The organism is Micrococcus sp. 140720015-1, from assembly GCF_053627595.1.
This window is the reverse complement of the sequence record NZ_JBSEYC010000002.1, coordinates 111,459-126,843: the sequence shown is the minus strand read 5'-3', so window position 1 is coordinate 126,843 and position 15,385 is coordinate 111,459. Positions and strand designations below refer to the sequence as shown.

Sequence of the window (15,385 nt, the reverse complement as noted above, 5' to 3'; positions counted from 1 at the left end):
GTGGGGTGCCGCTCAGCGGTGCTCGAGGTACGTCGTGCAGGTGGGCGAGACCGCGCGGTCCGGGTGGTGCAGGACGACGACGTCGCGCGCGGACCAGACCCGCTCGAAGCCGAGCCGCTCGGCGCGGTCCAGTGCCTGCTCCGGGGTGAGGGGGTCCCAGCCGCCGAGCTCGGGCACCGAGGTGTCCACGATCATCCACGTGGCCAGCTCGTCGCCGATGTCCCCGTGCAGCCCGACGTGGGTGCGGGCCGTCAGGTGCGGCACGGCGTTGTCGGCGGCCTCGACGCACACCCCGTCCGGGATCAGCCCGACCGCGTGGTCGAGGTCGCGGGCGTGCTGCGTCGTCGTCATGTCGCCGACGATCGTGCGGTGCAGCGGGTACACCTGCGGGAAGAACGCGGTGCCGATCAGACCGGCGGCCAGTGCCGCGGAGACGAGGACGGCGGGCAGCCGGCGCAGCGCGTCCCGGCGTCCGGCCAGCCGGTGGGCCGCCTCGAGCGCGGCCATGAGCAGCAGCGGGGCGAGGATCGCGTCGTATTGGTAGACGGGGGCCCACACGTTGAGCCGGTCGTTGAACAGCCGCGAGAGCAGGATCGGCAGGGCCATCAGCGTGAGCGGGCTCAGGACCGGCAGGAACAGCAGCGGGACGAAGTGCAGGAGCCAGAGGGCCACCTTCAGCGGGTGGTCGAACAGCACCGCGACGGCGTTCCACGGCTGGGTCAGCAGGAACAGGACCGAACTGCGCATGTCCGGGCCCAGGGCGGTGAACTGCCAGTAGCCGAACGCGCCGGTGGGGGAGTAGTGGGGGATCACCACGGACGTGGCGAACCAGTAGCCGAGCACGCCCAGCACGGCGGTGACCGCGGCCTGCGGCCAGAAGCGACGGATCGCCAGCACCTGGGCCACGGCCAGCAGGGTCACGCCCATGTCCTCTCGGACCGTGAGCAGCAGCGCCGCCAGGCCGGTGGCGAGCCACGCCCGCTGCCCGTCCAGGGCCCACACGAGCCAGGCGAGGATCGGCACGCCGAGGGTGACCTCGTGGAAGTCCCAGTTCACCATCGCCTGGAAGGGCCAGGAGAGCAGCAGGGCGGCGACGGCGGCCAGGGCCACCCCGTGTCCCGTGCGACGACGGGCGAACAGGTACACCGGCACGGCGGACGCGGCGAGGGCCAGGGCCATGACCACGCCGAGCATGCGGGGGTCCGGCCACACCCAGTAGAAGGGGGCCAGCAGCGCGAGGATCGGGTGGAAGTGGTCGCCGAGGATGTGGAAGTCCACGCCCTTGACGGAGCTGAGGGGGGCGTTGAACAGCGCGTACTGCCGCACCACCTGGTCGAAGATGCCCAGGTCGTAGCCCTTGGCCTCGTAGGTGGCGTACCGCAGGAAGGAGTGCGTCACGTACAGGACCGCGGCCGCGACGAGCAGGGCGGCCAGCTGGACGCCCTCGCGACGGGTCACACGGACCTCGGGGACGGTGGGTCGCGGGGCACGGAGCCAGGAGCGCAGACGGTCCAGGACGGTCTCCTTCGGGCGGGCGTCGGGCGTGCTCGGACGGCTCCGCCCCTGGTCTGGGTGCCCCAGGAGGGATTCGAACCCCCGACCGGCGGATTAGAAGGCCGCTGCTCTGTCCAGCTGAGCTACTGGGGCTGGGCCGTGTCAGTCTAACGGCCGCAGACGGCGGCGCCGTCGGCTCCTGCACAGTCGCCCGGGGACCTCCACGTGTCCCCAGGCCGGCCCCCGATCCTGCCGGGGCGCCCCGCGGCGGGGTTGTCTGGCCGTGGCGGATCAGCCGATGCGCCGACGACCCGCCCCGGCGCCCACCGGGGCCCAGCCCAGGAGGCACACCATGCAGGACCTCATCACCGTGCGCGGCTTCGTGGCCACGGACCCCGCCACCCGCCACACCGCATCCGGGGCCGCCGTGACCGGCTTCCGCCTGGCCACCACCGAGCGGCGCTTCGACCGCGAGACCGCCGAGTGGGTGGACGCCCACACCAACTGGTACAGCATCTCGGCGTTCGGCCAGCTCGGCTCGAACACCGCCCAGTCCGTGAAGAAGGGCAACCCCGTGATCGTCACCGGTCGGCTCCGGGTCCGCGACTGGTCCTCGGGCGAGCGCTCCGGCACGTCCGTGGACGTGGTGGCGGACGCCGTCGGGCTGGACCTCGGCTTCGGTTCGGCGGCGTTCCAGCGCAGCCAGCGCGCGGCCGTGCCGCGCCCCGAGTCGGCCCCGCGCGACGACGACGCGTCGGGCGGGCGGGCCGGCGCGGTCGGCGACGGGTTCAGCGCGGGCCTGCCGGACGGGTTCCAGGGTGGCGACGCCCCGGCCTCGCCCGGCCCGGACGAGTCGGACGCGGGCGCCCCCGAGCGCGAGCCGGCGGCGGCCGGCGTCGCCTGACCACGGGGCGGCACGGAGCACGGAGGGGGAGCGGGCTCGGTGGTCGCGGGATCGGCACGATGAGTGGAATCCCGCGGCCACCGACTAGCCTGGGCCGCATGGCGGAATTCATCTACACGATGGTCAAGGCCCGCAAGAAGGTGGGCGACAAACTGATCCTGGACGACGTCACCATGTCGTTCTACCCCGGGGCGAAGATCGGCATGGTCGGCCCCAACGGCGCCGGCAAGTCGACGATCCTGAAGATCATGGCCGGGCTGGACGAGCCCTCGAACGGCGAGGCGCGTCTCTCTCCGGGTTACTCGGTGGGCATCCTGATGCAGGAGCCCAAGCTGGACGAGTCCAAGACCGTGCTCGAGAACGTCCAGGAGGGCGTCGGCGAGATCTACGGCAAGATCCAGCGCTACAACCAGATCTCCGAGGAGATGGCGAACCCGGACGCGGACTTCGACGCCCTCATGGAGGAGATGGGCGAGCTGCAGTCCGCCATCGACGCTGCGGACGCGTGGGACATCGACTCCCAGCTCGAGCAGGCGATGGACGCCCTGCGCACGCCCCCGGCCGACGAGCCGGTCACGAACCTCTCCGGCGGCGAGAAGCGCCGCGTCGCGCTGTGCAAGCTGCTGCTGGAGAAGCCCGACCTCCTCCTGCTCGACGAGCCCACCAACCACCTGGACGCCGAGTCCGTGCTGTGGCTCGAGCAGCACCTGGCCACCTACCCGGGCGCCGTCATCGCCGTCACCCACGACCGGTACTTCCTCGACCACGTCGCGGAGTGGATCGCCGAGGTCGACCGCGGCCGCCTCTACCCCTACGAGGGCAACTACTCCACCTACCTGGAGACCAAGCGCGCCCGCCTCGAGGTGCAGGGCAAGAAGGACGCCAAGCTCGCCAAGCGCCTGGCCGAGGAGCTCGACTGGGTCCGCTCCAACACGAAGGGCCGTCAGGCGAAGTCCAAGGCCCGCCTGGCCCGCTACGAGGAGATGGCGGCCGAGGCCGAGAAGACCCGCAAGCTGGACTTCGAGGAGATTCAGATCCCGCCGGGCCCGCGCCTGGGCACCGTCGTGATCGAGGCCAAGGACCTGAAGAAGGGCTTCGGGGACCGCGTCCTCATCGACGGCCTGTCCTTCTCCCTGCCCCGCAACGGCATCGTCGGCGTGATCGGCCCGAACGGCGTCGGCAAGACCACCCTGTTCAAGACCATCGTCGGCCTCGAGCCCCTGGACGGCGGCGAGCTGAAGATCGGCGAGACCGTGAAGATCTCGTACGTGGACCAGTCCCGCTCCAACATCGACCCCGAGAAGTCGCTGTGGGAGGTCGTCTCGGACGGCCTGGACTACATCAAGGTCGGCAACGTCGAGATGCCCTCGCGCGCCTACGTGTCCGCGTTCGGCTTCAAGGGCCCGGACCAGCAGAAGAAGGCCGGCGTGCTCTCCGGCGGTGAGCGCAACCGCCTGAACCTGGCCCTGACCCTCAAGGAGGGCGGCAACCTGCTGCTCCTCGACGAGCCCACCAACGACCTCGACGTGGAGACCCTGACCTCCCTCGAGAACGCGCTGCTCGAGTTCCCGGGCTGCGCGGTGGTCGTCTCGCACGACCGTTGGTTCCTGGACCGCGTGGCCACCCACATGCTGGCCTACGAGGGCACCGCGGAGGACCCGGCCAACTGGTACTGGTACGAGGGCAACTTCGAGTCCTACGAGGCCAACAAGGTCGATCGGCTCGGCCCCGAGGCCGCCCGCCCGCACCGCGTGACGCACCGCAAGCTCACGCGCGACTGAGCCGGCCGACGCGCCCCCGGGCGCCGCGCCGACGACGGCCCGCCGCGATCACGCGATCGCGACGGGCCGTCGTCGTGCCGGGGCGGGGTCACATGGTGGCCAGGTGCGCGTTCTCGATCCGGCCCCGGTAGTGCCGGTCCACGGCGACCTTGCGCTCCAGGTCGGCGATGACGGCCGGGGCGAAGTCCACGTCGTAGAGCGCCTGGCACGAGCCGAGGCCGCCGGGGGAGAAGACGTTCACCTCCATGAGCTTGTCGCCCACGATGTCCAGGCCCACGAGGAACATCCCGTCCGCCAGCAGCTTGGGCCGCACGGCCTCCACGAGCTCGAGCATCTCGTCCGTGACCGTGACCTTCTCGGCCTGGCCGCCGGCCGACATGTTGGAACGCACGTCCTCGGCGGAGGCGCGACGGCGGAACGCGGCGTACTGACCGTCCACCTGCAGCGGCCGACCGTTCATCAGGAACATGCGCACGTCGCCGTTCTTGGCCTCGGGCAGGTATTCCTGGGCGACCACGTAGCCGTCCCGCGCGATCGCCTCGACGATCTGGGACAGGTTGCGCGACTCCTTCCGGTCCACCAGGAACACGCCCGAGCCTCCCGAGCCCTGCAGGGGCTTCAGGACGGCCTTGCCCCCCATCTCGTCGACGAAGTCGGAGATGAGGTCCTCGTCGCGGGAGATCAGGGTGGTGGGCCGGACGATCTCCGGGAAGTGCTGGAAGTACGCCTTGGACAGGGCGTTGGCCAGGGTGTGCGGGTCGTTGACCACGAGCACGCCCGCGGCGGCGATGAGCTGGCCGAAGGAGACGCCGGCGGTGGGCGCCCAGGGGCGGTCGGCGGCGTCGTCGGCCGGGTCGTTGCGCAGCATGACGACGTCGAAGTCGTCCACCCGCGTCTGCACCGCGCTGTCCTCGTGCTGCACGGCCTCGAGGTAGCGCTCGAGGGAGCGGTGGTTCTTGTCCGGGCCGTGGGCGAGCACGGACAGGGAGCCGTCCGGCTCGTAGGCGAAGTCCCCCGTCCCGAACAGGTGCACCTCATGGCCGGCGTGCGACGCCGCCATCGCCAGGCGGGTGGTGGTGTACACGGGCTTCTCCGTGGCGACGTCGTTGACGACGAAACCGATCTTCATGCTCTCTCCTGGGGTCGACCGAGGGGGCTCACGCGCTGACAAGCTGGGCGGGGTCCACGATGTCATGCAGCGCCCGCACGCGGGAGAGGCACGCCTCCTCCGTGAGCCAGCGCGCGTGGATGCGCGCCTCGCGCAGGATCCGGCGGCGGTGCAGGTCCTCCAGCAGGGGCAGGTCCGCGAGCGCGAACTTGCCGAGCAGGAACAGCTCCAGTCCGTTGCCGCGCTGGACGTGGTCCACGAGGTCCAGGACGCCGCGCAGATACACGGCGTCCTTCGTCATGCCGCCGGAGCGGAACGCGCGCATCACGGTGGTGAACGCCGACGACGGCGGGATCCCGTCCTCCACGAGCGCGCGGTGGCACTCGTGGAAGTCCGCGCCGGCCACCATGCGGTGCACCGTGAGCACGCGGGCGGCCAGCTGGCGCAGGCGGAACGGGGTGAGCTGGCCGGACGCCGCCTCGGCGAGCACGGCGAGGCCTTCCTGGGTCTCGTCGTAGCCGGCCAGGCCGGTGGCCAGGCAGGCGATGGGCTGCGCGGAGCCGTTGACGTGCGTCACGAGGTGGGTGCCGACCTCGTGCTGCAGCAGCGCGTCGGCGCGGGCCCGCTGGACGCGGGACTCCGGGCCGACGAGCAGCGTGTCTCCCGAGACCATCACGCCGGAGACGTCGCGCCGGATCTCGGCGTGCGCCTCGATGTCCGCGTCCTGGTCCCGGTACCGCTCGATCTCCTCCTGCGCCAGGCCGAGGAACTCCTGGGCCGTGAGGGCGTCCTCGCCGCCGGGCTCGGGCACGGGCACGGCGGCGAGGATGTGCTCGGCGGTCTCCCGCAGCGCGGGGGTGATGGCCCCGTACAGCGTGATGGACAGCGGCATGAAGTCGGCGGTGTCGCGGGCCTGGAGCATCTCCAGCTGCAGGTCCAGTTCGCGCTGCTTGTTCCGCAGCAGGGTTCCGAGGACGGGGTCCTCGACGGCCTGCACGGGGATGTCGTAGAGGACCTGGCGCAGCACGTCGGGGTCGTCCTCGAGGCGGCGGTACTCGAAGGGCTCGATCTCGGCGCGCTCCAGGAACGCCCGGCGGGCGGTCTCGACGTTGGTGGGCGTCACGTCCAGCAGGAAGCGGAACGTGGCCGCCAGCATGCCCAGCTCGTGGTCGACGGCGCGGTCGGCCAGGGACAGGCCCGTGTCCGGGCGGTCGCCGCTCCACCGGGAGAGCATGCGCGAGGCGACCACGCGTCCGGTGCCGCGCGGGCCGGTGGCGAGCGGCTCGACGTCGTCGTCCGGGTGCTCGGCCGGCATCGTCCCGTGCGTGTCCGGGACGTCGGGGCCCGCCCCGTCCGCGGCGCCCACGGCGACCTGCCCGGCCGTCGTCGGGCCCCGGGCGGGGTCCGGGGCGGCGGTCTCGGTGGTGGCGCGGCGCTCGGTGGCGGTCTCGGCGGCCGCATCGGGCTCGGGGGTCTGTGCGGCGGTCACGGGGTGGGCACCTCCACGTCGGGCAGCGCCTGGGCGACGGCGTCGGCGGCGTCCGTCAGGGCGGCTGCGAGCTCCGAGATCACGGCGGGGTCCGGCTCACCGGTCCACTCGTCCATGAACTCCTTCTTGAACTCCAGGGCGAGCACGCACGCGGTGTCCGGGTGGCGCCGGTGCGCCCACCGCGCCTCGTTCTGGCCCCAGAAGCGCACGTTCTCGCGCACGTCCAGGCGCCGGCCGACCCCGCTGATCAGCGGACGGGCCAGGGAGTCCATGAGCGCGTCCACCACGGGGATCCAGGGTTCGCGGTCCAGGGAGCCGGTGCCCACGTTCACGTCCGGGTTCCCGGCTTGCGGGGCGGGGACGGCGTCCGCGCCGTCGCGGCGGTGGTTGAACGAGTGCACGTCGAACACCACGAACGGTCCGCGCGCGGCGAGGACGTCGAGCCGCCGCCCGAGCTCGGCGTACCAGGCGTCGTGGACCTCACGGCTGCGCTCGGCGACGGCGTCGTCGAGCCGGCCTTGGCGCCACACGTCCAGGCCCCAGCACTGCGCCGGCTCCATGTAGACGGCCGTGGCACGCGGCCGGTTCAGGTCCACCTCGAACCGGGAGCGGTGCATGATCATCCCGGACCCCACGCCGCGGGCGATCGCGTCCGTGAACGGGTCCTCCTCCCGGAAGCGCGCGGCCTCCGTCAGCGCCATCCGCTCGGCCACCTCGGGGCGCAGGTCGTGCCCGGAGTGGACGGTGGTGAAGACGACCTGCCCGGCGGCGGCCGGGTCGTGTCTCCAGGGTCCGACGGCGGAGAACGGCTCGTCGTGCGTCCGGGTGGACACGGTGTCCACCGCGGCGGGGTGGGCGGGGCCGGTCGCATGAGGCGTCATGGGAGCCGATGGTGGTCGAGCCGCCTCACCCGTGGCAAGGCCCGATCAGCAGCCTCACCCGCGCGGACTGCCGGGTCAGCGCCGCCAGCTGCGGCGCAGCACCGTCCGCAGGGCCATGCGCTGGGCCGCGCCCCGGACCCGCGCCCGCCGAGCGGCGGCCCCCTCGGGCAGGCGGATCATGCCCTCCTGGGCGACCGTGGCCACGAGCGTCCCGTCCTCGGCGAACACGGCGCCCGTGCCGAGGCCGCGCGCGCCCTGGGCGCTGGGGGAGTCCTGGACGTAGAGCAGCCACTCGTCGACGCGGGCGGGCCGGTGGAACCACATCGCGTGGTCCAGGGAGGCCACGGACATGCCGGGCTGGATCCAGGCGACGCCGTGCTGCCGCAGGATCGGCTCGAGGAGCGTGTAGTCCGAGGCGTAGGTGAGTGCCGCCAGGTGCAGCGCGGGGTCGTCCGCCAGGGGTGTGAAGGTCTTCATCCACACCATGTTGCGGTTCTCGGTGTCCGCGGCCGGGTCCACGTAGACGGCCGGGGTGACGTGGCGGATGTCGAACGGCCGGGACCAGGCCCACTCCTGGGCCACGGGGTGGTTGATGGCGCCCAGCACGTCCGCCGTCGTGGGCAGGTCCTCGGGCCGGGGCACTCCCTCCGGCATGGCCACCTGGTGGTCCAGCGCGCTGCCGGCGGGCTCCTGGAAGGAGCAGGTCAGGGCGAGGATGGCCTTCTCGTTCTGGGAGGCCAGGACCCGGCGGACGGAGAAGGAGCGGCCGTCCCGCAGCGTCTCGACGGTGAACGTGATGGGCTGCAGCGCGTCCCCGGGGCGGATGAAGTAGCCGTGGAGCGAGTGGGCGGGACGGGCGGGCGGCACCGTGCGGGAGGCGGCCGCCAGCGCCTGGGCGAGCACCTGGCCGCCGAACACCCGGCCGTGCGTCTGGCGGGGGGTCGTGCCCGTGAAGCGGACCTGACCCGTCACCGGGTCCGGCGCGGCCGGCGTCAGCTCCAGGATCCCGCGCAGCATGTCGGTGGGGTCCTTCGGGGCCGAGGCCGGGCGGACCGGTGCGCGACCGGGGCGGGGACGGGGATGGCGCTGCGGCACGAACGGCTCCTTCGAGGTGAATGGACCCCGCGACGGCGGGGCGGTCCGGGACGCGACGGACCTGGGACAATGCTTGCATGACCGAGCACTCCGCCGCCGCCCCCGTCCTCCGCTTCGTCGACGACCGCGCTGTGCGGGACCTCGAGCAGCTGGCCACCCGCGCCCGTCGCGTCGCTGACACGGGCATGCGCCTGCACGTGGTGCCCGAGGCGGGGCGCTCCCGCACCCCGATGCTCGCCCAGTGGGTCTCCGTGCTGCAGCCGGCCGGGCTCGGAGACGGGGTGCCCGTCGTCCTGGGGCTGCGCACCGTGCCCCTGGCGACCGCCGACGGCGTGGCGGACCTGGACGCCGTCGTCGCCCTGGGCTCCGTCACCGAGCGCACCGCCCGGATGCGCGGCCAGGACCCCGTCGACCTGGCGTTCGCCGTGCCGCCGGGCCGCGAGCACGTCACCTGGACCGCGCTGACCCCGCCCCGCGGCGGCTGGACTCCCGTGGCCGAGGTCGCCGACGAGGAGCTGGCCGAGGTGGCCACGCGCGGCGCGGACGCCGTGCGGGACGCCCTGCCCGAGAACCCGGGGGAGGCGCTGGTCCGCAGGGTCCGGGCGCAGATGTGGGGACCCCTGCTCGGGGGCGAGGCGCTGCAGTTCCCGGCCGGCATGGCCTTCGGCGCGCACGCGCTGGGCTTCCTGCGGCCCGGCGGCCGTGCCCGGCTCAGCACGGCGGGGCCGTGGACGCGCCTGGACACCCCCGGCGGCTTCGTGCTGGGCCGCCCCGCCATGGCGGTGTGAGCCCGCGCCCGGCGCGTCGAATTCGCAGCCTGGCGGCCGGTCAGGCCGAGTTCTGCAGGGAGTGGGCGGCCCGCTCCAGGTAGTCCCAGAGTTCGGCCTCGTGCAGCGGTGACAGCTCCAGCGTGTCGACGGCGGCGCGCATGTGCCGCAGCCAGGCGTCGCGCGCGGCCGGATCGATCCGGTACGGGGCGTGACGCATGCGCAGGCGGGGGTGGCCGCGCTCCTCGGAGTACGTCCGCGGTCCGCCCCAGTACTGCTCCAGGAACATGAGCAGCCGGCGCTGGGCGCCCTCGAAGTCGTCCTGCGGATACATCGGGGCGAGGATCTCGTCCTCGCGCACGCGGGCGTAGAACTCGGCGGTCAGCCGGTCGAAGGTCGGGCGGCCGCCGACGGCGTCGTAGAAGCTGGTGGCCTGACCGGGCGCGGCCGGGGTTCCCGGGGTCGCACCGGCGGGGCCCGCCGCGGCGTCGCGGGCGCGCACCTGGTCCGCCGGGGCGGGCGTGCCCTCCTGCATCACCGGCTCGACCTCGGTGGGCCGGTCCGTCAGGCCCGTCACACGGGACGGGCGCTTGGCGACGCGCGGCCGCAGCACCGCCAGGGGGGCGCCCAGGCGCGCGGAGTGGTCCGGCAGCGTCGGCGTGCCGGTGGGCGGGGCCTCGGGGCGGGCCGGCTCGACGGCGACCGGGGCCGAGAGCGAGTTCGCGATGAAGCACAGCCGGTGTGCCTCGGCGTGGAGGGCCTCGGCCCGCTCCCGGTCGGCCTCGTCCTGCAGCGTGACCTCGGGCCGCAGCGTGATCGCGGTGAACCGCCCGGCGCCGTCGCCGTCCACCTCGAGCTCGCCCTCGACCCCGCACGTCATCCCCGTGACCACGACCCCGGAGGTCGCCGCGACGTGCAGGTAGGAGAGCACGTGACACTCGGCGAGCGCGCCGAGCAGGAGGGTCTCCGGGTTCCACTTCGAGTCGTCGCCGCGGAAGGGGCGGGCGGCCGAGGCCTGGATCTCGCCGACGGCGGCGTCCTGGATCACCACGGAGCGGTCGTAGTCGCGGACACCGGAGGTGCCCGTGCCGCGGTCGCCCGTCCACTCGGTGCGCAGGGAGAAGGTGTGCTTCATGGGTTCCAGCCTAGCCAGCCCGCGTCTCGACGGCGGCGGGGGCGGTGCTGGAGGGCATCTTGCGTGGAATGCCCACCGGCACCGCCCCCGGAAGCGCCAGCAGAGGCGTCAGCCGCGGCTGCAGCCGCCGCCCGGCTCAGGCCCCGGCGTGGACCTGATGCACGTGCGCCGTCGCGTGCTCGCGCGCGGCCAGGGCGCGGACCGTCTCGTCCCGGCCCTCGGCGAGGACGCGGGACAGCCCCGCGCGGGTGTCGGCCAGCCGCTCGGACAGGGCGGTGGCGAGGTCGGCGATCTCCCGGGTGACCTGGGCGGTCGGGTAGCCCAGCGTCGCGGCGGTCTCGGCCATCTCGTGAGAACGGGAGTCCCACATCGCCTCGACGCCCTCGAAGTAGGCGTCCGCGAAGGGCGCGATCAGCGCGGCGTCGTGGGCCCGGGCGAACCCGATCAGGGCCTGGCGCTGCTCCGTGTTGGACAGCTCGCCGGCCATCACCCGGTCCCAGGCCGCACGCTTCGCCTCGGCCGTCGGCACGGCGGCCCGGGCCTGGATCGCGGCGAGCGCGCCCGTGGCGGTCGCGTCGGCGCGCTCGGCCTCGGCGATCTCGGCCTCTCCGGCCCGGCCGGCCGCCACCAGCGCGGTGAGCAGCTCCCAGCGCAGGTCCGTGGTGAGGTCCAGCCCGGGCACGGTGCGGGTGCCGTCCACGAGGGCGGCCAGGCGGTCCAGCTGCGCCGTGGTGCGCGCGTGCAGGGCGAACGCCTTGACGAACTGCAGCTGGTTGTCCGAGCCGTCCTCGGCCTCCGCGACGAGGCCCCACAGACGGTCGGCCGCCGCGACCCGCACGGCCTCGGCCTGGTCCTCGGGCAGGTACAGGCCGATCGCCGTCGCGAGCTGCCGCAGCAGCGTCTGCACCACGGACGAGTCCCGCTCGTGGCCGACGTTGGCCAGGACGAGGTCGACGAACCAGGCGGCGGAGGCCTCGCCGTCGCGCACGGTGTCCCAGGCCGCCCCCCACAGCAGCGTGCGCGCCAGGGAGCCGTCCACATCCTTCAGACGGGTGGACGCGGCCTCCCACGAGGCGTCGTCGAGGCGCAGCTTGGCGTAGGCCAGGTCGTCGTCGTTGGGCAGGATCACGGCGGGACGACGGCGGCCGGCGGCCTCGGCGACCTCGGTCACCTCACCGGCCACGTCGAGTTCGAAGCGCTCTGTGCGGGTCAGGCGGCCGGTGGCCTCGTCCACGTCGTAGAAGCCCACGGCCAGGCGGTGGGGGCGGAGCACGTCGTCGCCGGGCGCCGACGGCGAGCCGTCCGGGGCGCTCTGGCGCAGGCGCAGCGCGGTGATGGTGCCGGCCTCATCCGTCTCCACCTCGGTGCGCAGCGTGTTCACGCCCGAGGTCTCGAGCCACAGGCGGGTCCACTCGGACAGGTCGCGGCCGGAAGCCGCCTCGAGCTCGGACATGAGGTCCGGCAACTCGGTGTTGCCCCACGCGTGCTGGGCGATGTAGGCGCGGACGCCGGCCATGAAGTTCTCCTGGCCCACCCAGGCCACGAGCTGGCGGAGCACGGAGGCGCCCTTGGCGTAGGTGATGCCGTCGAAGTTGACGAGCACGTCGTCCAGGTCGCGGATCCGGGCCTTGATGGGGTGCGTGGAGGAGAGCTGGTCCTGGCGGTAGGCCCAGTTCTTCTCCATGGAGGAGAAGGTGGTCCAGGCGCCGGTGTACTGCGTGTTCTCGGCGGCGGCGAGCGTGGACATGAACTCGGCGAAGGACTCGTTGAGCCACAGGTCGTTCCACCAGCGCATCGTCACCAGGTCGCCGAACCACATGTGGGCGAGCTCGTGGAGGATCGTGATGGCGCGGCGCTCGGTCAGCGCCTCCGGCACGGTCCCGCGGAAGACGTACGACTCGAGGAAGGTCACACAGCCGGCGTTCTCCATGGCGCCGGCGTTGAACTCGGGCACGAACAGCTGGTCGTACTTCTCGAACGGGTAGGCGTGGCCGTACTGGGCCTCGAAGAACTCGAAGCCCTGGCGGGTGAGCTCGAAGACGTTCTCCGCGTCCAGGTGCTCCACCAGCGACGCGCGGCAGTAGACGCCGAGGGGGATCGTGCGGCCGTCGGCGCTGGTCAGCTCCGAGTGCACGGAGGCGTACGGGCCGGCGACGAGCGCGGTGATGTAGGAGGAGATGCGCGGGGTGGGGGTGAACTCCCAGACCGCGGCGTCCACGCCCTGCGGGTTCTCCTCGTTCGCCACGACGCCGAGGGTGCGGCGGGAGGCCTCCGGCTGGTTGGACACCACGGCCCAGTGCGCCGGCGCGGTCACCGTGAAGCGGAACGCGGCCTTGAGGTCGGGCTGCTCGAACACCGCGAACATGCGGCGGGAGTCCGGCACCTCGAACTGGGTGTAGAGGTAGACCTCCTGGTCCACGGGGTCCACGAACCGGTGCAGGCCCTCGCCGGTGTTGCTGTAGTCCCCGAGCCCGTCGACCACGAGGGTGTTCTGCGCCGCCAGCGGGCCGATCCGCAGTCGGGCGCCGTCGAAGTCCGCCACGTCCAGCGCGTGGCCGTTGAGGGTCACCGTGGGAGCCTGCTCGGCCACGAAGTCGATCCACGTGTGGGTGCCCACCGCGTCCTGCGTGGCCGCGAACGTCACGGTGGTGGCCGTGTGGAAGTGCTCCGCTCCACGGGTGAGGTCCAGGCTCACCTCGTATGCGTCCACGGTGAGGGCGGCCGCGCGCGCGGCGGCCTCTTCGCGGGTGATGTTCATGGCGGCGGCGGTGGTCACGGTCGGACTCCTCCTGGGGTCGGGTGGATGCGGCACGGCCGGGCGCCTGTGACGGGGGCCATGGCACGGTGCTCCCCAGTGTGCCACCTGGCCCGGGCGTCGTGGACGGCGCACGGGAGGGCGGGCCGGCCGGCGTGCTCAGCCCCCGATCTCGGCCAGCCGGGTCGCCGCCGCACGCAGCACCTCAGCCACCTCGGGCACGCGTGCCGGCGGCATCCGCTGCTCGGCCGCCGAGGCCGTGAGGGACACCTGGGGGATGCTTCCCGTCCGCGCCGGAACGCCACAGGCGACTCCGGCCACCCCGGGCACGACCGGCACACCGCCGCACCACCCCTGCTCGTCCATCTGACGCAGCAGGGTGTCCAGCAGGTCGTGCAGGACTCCGTCATCCGTCAGGTTCCAGCGGCGGGGAGGCCGGGCGACGACCGCGTCCACCTCTGCTCGCCGGCGCTCGGGCGGCAGGGGGGCTAGGAGCGCGATGCCGGCGTACCCGGCGGCAAGCCGCTTGACCTCGCCGACCTCCACGGTGAAGACGCGCACGGGGGAGTCGCCGTCGCATCGCAGGAGGTAGGCCACGCCGCCCGCGGCCCGTGCCGCCAGGTAGACCGTGTCCCCCAGCTCGTCCGCGGCGGCCTGGACCACGGCCCGGCTGGCCTCGCGTTCGATCAGGCACCGCGGCGTCACCGGTTCGAACCCGACGGGGCCCCACCGATCACCGAGTGCATAGGCGGCCCCGCGCCGGGTCACGGCACCCTCCTCCGCCAGGTCGGCCAGCAGTCGATGGGCGGTGGGCTGGGGCAGGCCCGTCCGCTGGACGAGCTGGCTCAGCCGCAGGCCGGCGGGTCCGGCCTCGTGCAGCAGGCGCATCACGAGGGCGGCACGGGGCAGGACGCCGGTGGGCGGGGTCATAGGGGTCACCGGTCCATCGTGCCGCAGCTCCGGTGTCGGAGCCAGTTCCATCTGATGGACTCAGTGGTTGCTGCACCGCTTGCATTTTGAGAAATGCACGCGCCATGCTGGGAAATGTAGGGCGCGTCACATCGCAGATGTCGCGCCCAATAGTCCACATATCGGTTTCCAGGAGGAGCCCCATGCCACTGACCGCATCGACCGTCACGCGCACCGTCAGCGTGGACGGTGCCTCCGTCACCTGCCACGACTCAGTGACACCCGGGGAGCTCGACCGGCCTCTCGTGCTGGTCCACGGCACGGGCGGGACGACCGCCTCGCACTTCGGCCACCTGTTCCCGATGATGGCCACGCGGACGCGCGTCATCGCCGTCGACTGGGCGCCGACGGCCGACCCCGCCGCGGACCTGACCGTCGACCTGCTGGTCGGCCAGGTGCGGGCCGCCGTCGACGAGCTCCTCGGCCCCGACGCCGCCTTCGACCTGCTGGGCTACTCGCTCGGCGCCGTCGTGGCCGGGCAGCTGGCCGCCGACCTCGGTCGCCGCGTGGAGAACCTCGTGCTCGTGGCCGGCTGGGCGACGACGGATGTCCACCAGCGCCTGCGCAACGAGGTCTGGCGGCACCTGTACGCCACGAGCCCTGATGCCCTGGCCCGTTACACGGCCTTCTGCGGCCTGTCCCCGCTGGCCCTGCGCTCCCTGGCCCCGGCCATGCTCGACGGAGCGCTCGCCTCCCTGACCGCGGACGAGTTCACCGCCCGGCAGATGGACCTGAACGCCCGCGTGGACGTCGCCGACCGGCTCTCCGCGGTCACCGCGCGGACACTGATCGTCTCCTGCGCCGAGGACATCATGGTCCCGTCCCACCACCAGTACGAGCTGCTCGGCATCATCGACGACGCGCGGCTGACGACCATGACGAGCGGCCATGCCTTCTTCCTCGAGCGCCCGGCCGAACTCATGCACATCGTCGACCTGCACCTGCGCGAGCCCGACCGCCACCCGGCCGGCGCGATCATCCCCGAGACCCACGCCTGAGAGAGGGGC

The 15,385-nt window shown here is 73.1% G+C and carries 12 protein-coding genes, 1 tRNA gene and 1 pseudogene; 4 read left to right on the top strand and 10 right to left on the bottom strand.

Features of this window, described 5'->3' with window-relative positions:
• Positions 1–12: 12 nt before the first annotated feature.
• The gene (locus ACUXPL_RS03845; RefSeq protein ID WP_454182046.1) at positions 13–1,458 is read right to left on the bottom strand and encodes a DUF2079 domain-containing protein; all 1,446 of its coding nucleotides are present in this window, start codon (positions 1,456–1,458) and stop codon (positions 13–15) included.
• Positions 1,459–1,573: 115 nt separating this feature from the next.
• A tRNA-Arg gene (locus ACUXPL_RS03840) sits at positions 1,574–1,647 on the bottom strand.
• 199 nt (positions 1,648–1,846) lie between these two features.
• Here ACUXPL_RS03840 and ACUXPL_RS03835 point away from each other — a divergent pair.
• Both ACUXPL_RS03835 and ettA read left to right on the top strand, forming a co-directional pair.
• Positions 1,847–2,398: a single-stranded DNA-binding protein gene (locus ACUXPL_RS03835; protein ID WP_073115490.1), complete on the top strand. Its 552-nt coding sequence runs from the start codon at positions 1,847–1,849 to the stop codon at positions 2,396–2,398.
• Between the two features lie 98 nt (positions 2,399–2,496).
• Positions 2,497–4,179 carry an energy-dependent translational throttle protein EttA gene (ettA, locus tag ACUXPL_RS03830; RefSeq protein ID WP_180537390.1) on the top strand — a complete coding sequence of 561 codons (1,683 nt, stop codon included), beginning with the start codon at positions 2,497–2,499 and terminating at the stop codon, positions 4,177–4,179.
• An 88-nt stretch (positions 4,180–4,267) separates the two neighbouring features.
• On the opposite strand, the gene ACUXPL_RS03825 is transcribed toward ettA, so the two are convergent.
• The 4 genes from ACUXPL_RS03825 to ACUXPL_RS03810 form a co-directional block, all read right to left on the bottom strand.
• The gene (locus tag ACUXPL_RS03825) at positions 4,268–5,308 is read right to left on the bottom strand and encodes a glutathione synthetase (protein ID WP_180537391.1); all 1,041 of its coding nucleotides are present in this window, start codon (positions 5,306–5,308) and stop codon (positions 4,268–4,270) included.
• Positions 5,309–5,336: 28 nt separating this feature from the next.
• Positions 5,337–6,776 (bottom strand): flavohemoglobin expression-modulating QEGLA motif protein, encoded by a 1,440-nt coding sequence (locus ACUXPL_RS03820; protein ID WP_180537392.1) that lies wholly within the window; start codon positions 6,774–6,776, stop codon positions 5,337–5,339.
• Positions 6,773–7,657, bottom strand: a complete 885-nt coding sequence (locus tag ACUXPL_RS03815) for an N-formylglutamate amidohydrolase (RefSeq protein WP_180537393.1) — start codon at positions 7,655–7,657, stop codon at positions 6,773–6,775. The genes ACUXPL_RS03820 and ACUXPL_RS03815 overlap by 4 nt, the downstream gene beginning before the upstream one ends.
• Before the next feature lie 75 nt (positions 7,658–7,732).
• Complete coding sequence (locus ACUXPL_RS03810; protein WP_180537394.1) at positions 7,733–8,752, bottom strand: acyl-CoA thioesterase; 1,020 nt, start codon at positions 8,750–8,752, stop codon at positions 7,733–7,735.
• A 77-nt stretch (positions 8,753–8,829) separates the two neighbouring features.
• Here ACUXPL_RS03810 and ACUXPL_RS03805 point away from each other — a divergent pair, with 77 nt between their 5' ends.
• Entirely contained in the window at positions 8,830–9,540 is a 711-nt protein-coding gene (locus tag ACUXPL_RS03805) for a hypothetical protein (RefSeq protein WP_073115484.1), read from the top strand.
• A gap of 40 nt (positions 9,541–9,580) precedes the next feature.
• Here ACUXPL_RS03805 and ACUXPL_RS03800 read toward each other — a convergent pair whose 3' ends face one another.
• The 4 genes and pseudogenes from ACUXPL_RS03800 to ACUXPL_RS03785 form a co-directional block, all read right to left on the bottom strand.
• A complete protein-coding gene (locus tag ACUXPL_RS03800) occupies positions 9,581–10,054 on the bottom strand; it encodes a globin (RefSeq protein WP_219338321.1) in 474 nt (157 codons plus the stop codon).
• 168 nt (positions 10,055–10,222) lie between these two features.
• Positions 10,223–10,654 (bottom strand): annotated as a pseudogene (locus tag ACUXPL_RS03795) (OsmC family protein); the annotation flags it as partial.
• 136 nt (positions 10,655–10,790) lie between these two features.
• Positions 10,791–13,412 carry an aminopeptidase N gene (gene pepN / locus ACUXPL_RS03790; RefSeq protein ID WP_420826607.1) on the bottom strand — a complete coding sequence of 874 codons (2,622 nt, stop codon included), beginning with the start codon at positions 13,410–13,412 and terminating at the stop codon, positions 10,791–10,793.
• Between the two features lie 156 nt (positions 13,413–13,568).
• On the bottom strand, positions 13,569–14,339 hold the full coding sequence (locus ACUXPL_RS03785) for an IclR family transcriptional regulator (RefSeq protein ID WP_454182422.1): 771 nt from the start codon (positions 14,337–14,339) through the stop codon (positions 13,569–13,571).
• A 182-nt stretch (positions 14,340–14,521) separates the two neighbouring features.
• On the opposite strand from ACUXPL_RS03785, the gene ACUXPL_RS03780 reads away from it, so the two are divergent.
• Positions 14,522–15,376 (top strand): alpha/beta fold hydrolase, encoded by an 855-nt coding sequence (locus tag ACUXPL_RS03780; RefSeq protein WP_454182043.1) that lies wholly within the window; start codon positions 14,522–14,524, stop codon positions 15,374–15,376.
• The last annotated feature ends 9 nt before the right edge of the window (positions 15,377–15,385 follow it).

What these genes read in the sequence shown, in the direction of transcription:
- ACUXPL_RS03835 (WP_073115490.1), top strand. Translation starts at nt 1,847, where the DNA reads ATGCAGGACCTCATCACCGTGCGCGGCTTCGTGGCCACGGACCCCGCC.
- ettA (WP_180537390.1), top strand. Translation starts at nt 2,497, where the DNA reads ATGGCGGAATTCATCTACACGATGGTCAAGGCCCGCAAGAAGGTGGGC.
- ACUXPL_RS03825 (WP_180537391.1), bottom strand. Translation starts at nt 5,308, where the DNA reads ATGAAGATCGGTTTCGTCGTCAACGACGTCGCCACGGAGAAGCCCGTG.
- ACUXPL_RS03815 (WP_180537393.1), bottom strand. Translation starts at nt 7,657, where the DNA reads ATGACGCCTCATGCGACCGGCCCCGCCCACCCCGCCGCGGTGGACACC.
- ACUXPL_RS03805 (WP_073115484.1), top strand. Translation starts at nt 8,830, where the DNA reads ATGACCGAGCACTCCGCCGCCGCCCCCGTCCTCCGCTTCGTCGACGAC.
- ACUXPL_RS03800 (WP_219338321.1), bottom strand. Translation starts at nt 10,054, where the DNA reads ATGCAGGAGGGCACGCCCGCCCCGGCGGACCAGGTGCGCGCCCGCGAC.
- pepN (WP_420826607.1), bottom strand. Translation starts at nt 13,412, where the DNA reads ATGAACATCACCCGCGAAGAGGCCGCCGCGCGCGCGGCCGCCCTCACC.
- ACUXPL_RS03785 (WP_454182422.1), bottom strand. Translation starts at nt 14,339, where the DNA reads ATGACCCCGCCCACCGGCGTCCTGCCCCGTGCCGCCCTCGTGATGCGC.
- ACUXPL_RS03780 (WP_454182043.1), top strand. Translation starts at nt 14,522, where the DNA reads ATGCCACTGACCGCATCGACCGTCACGCGCACCGTCAGCGTGGACGGT.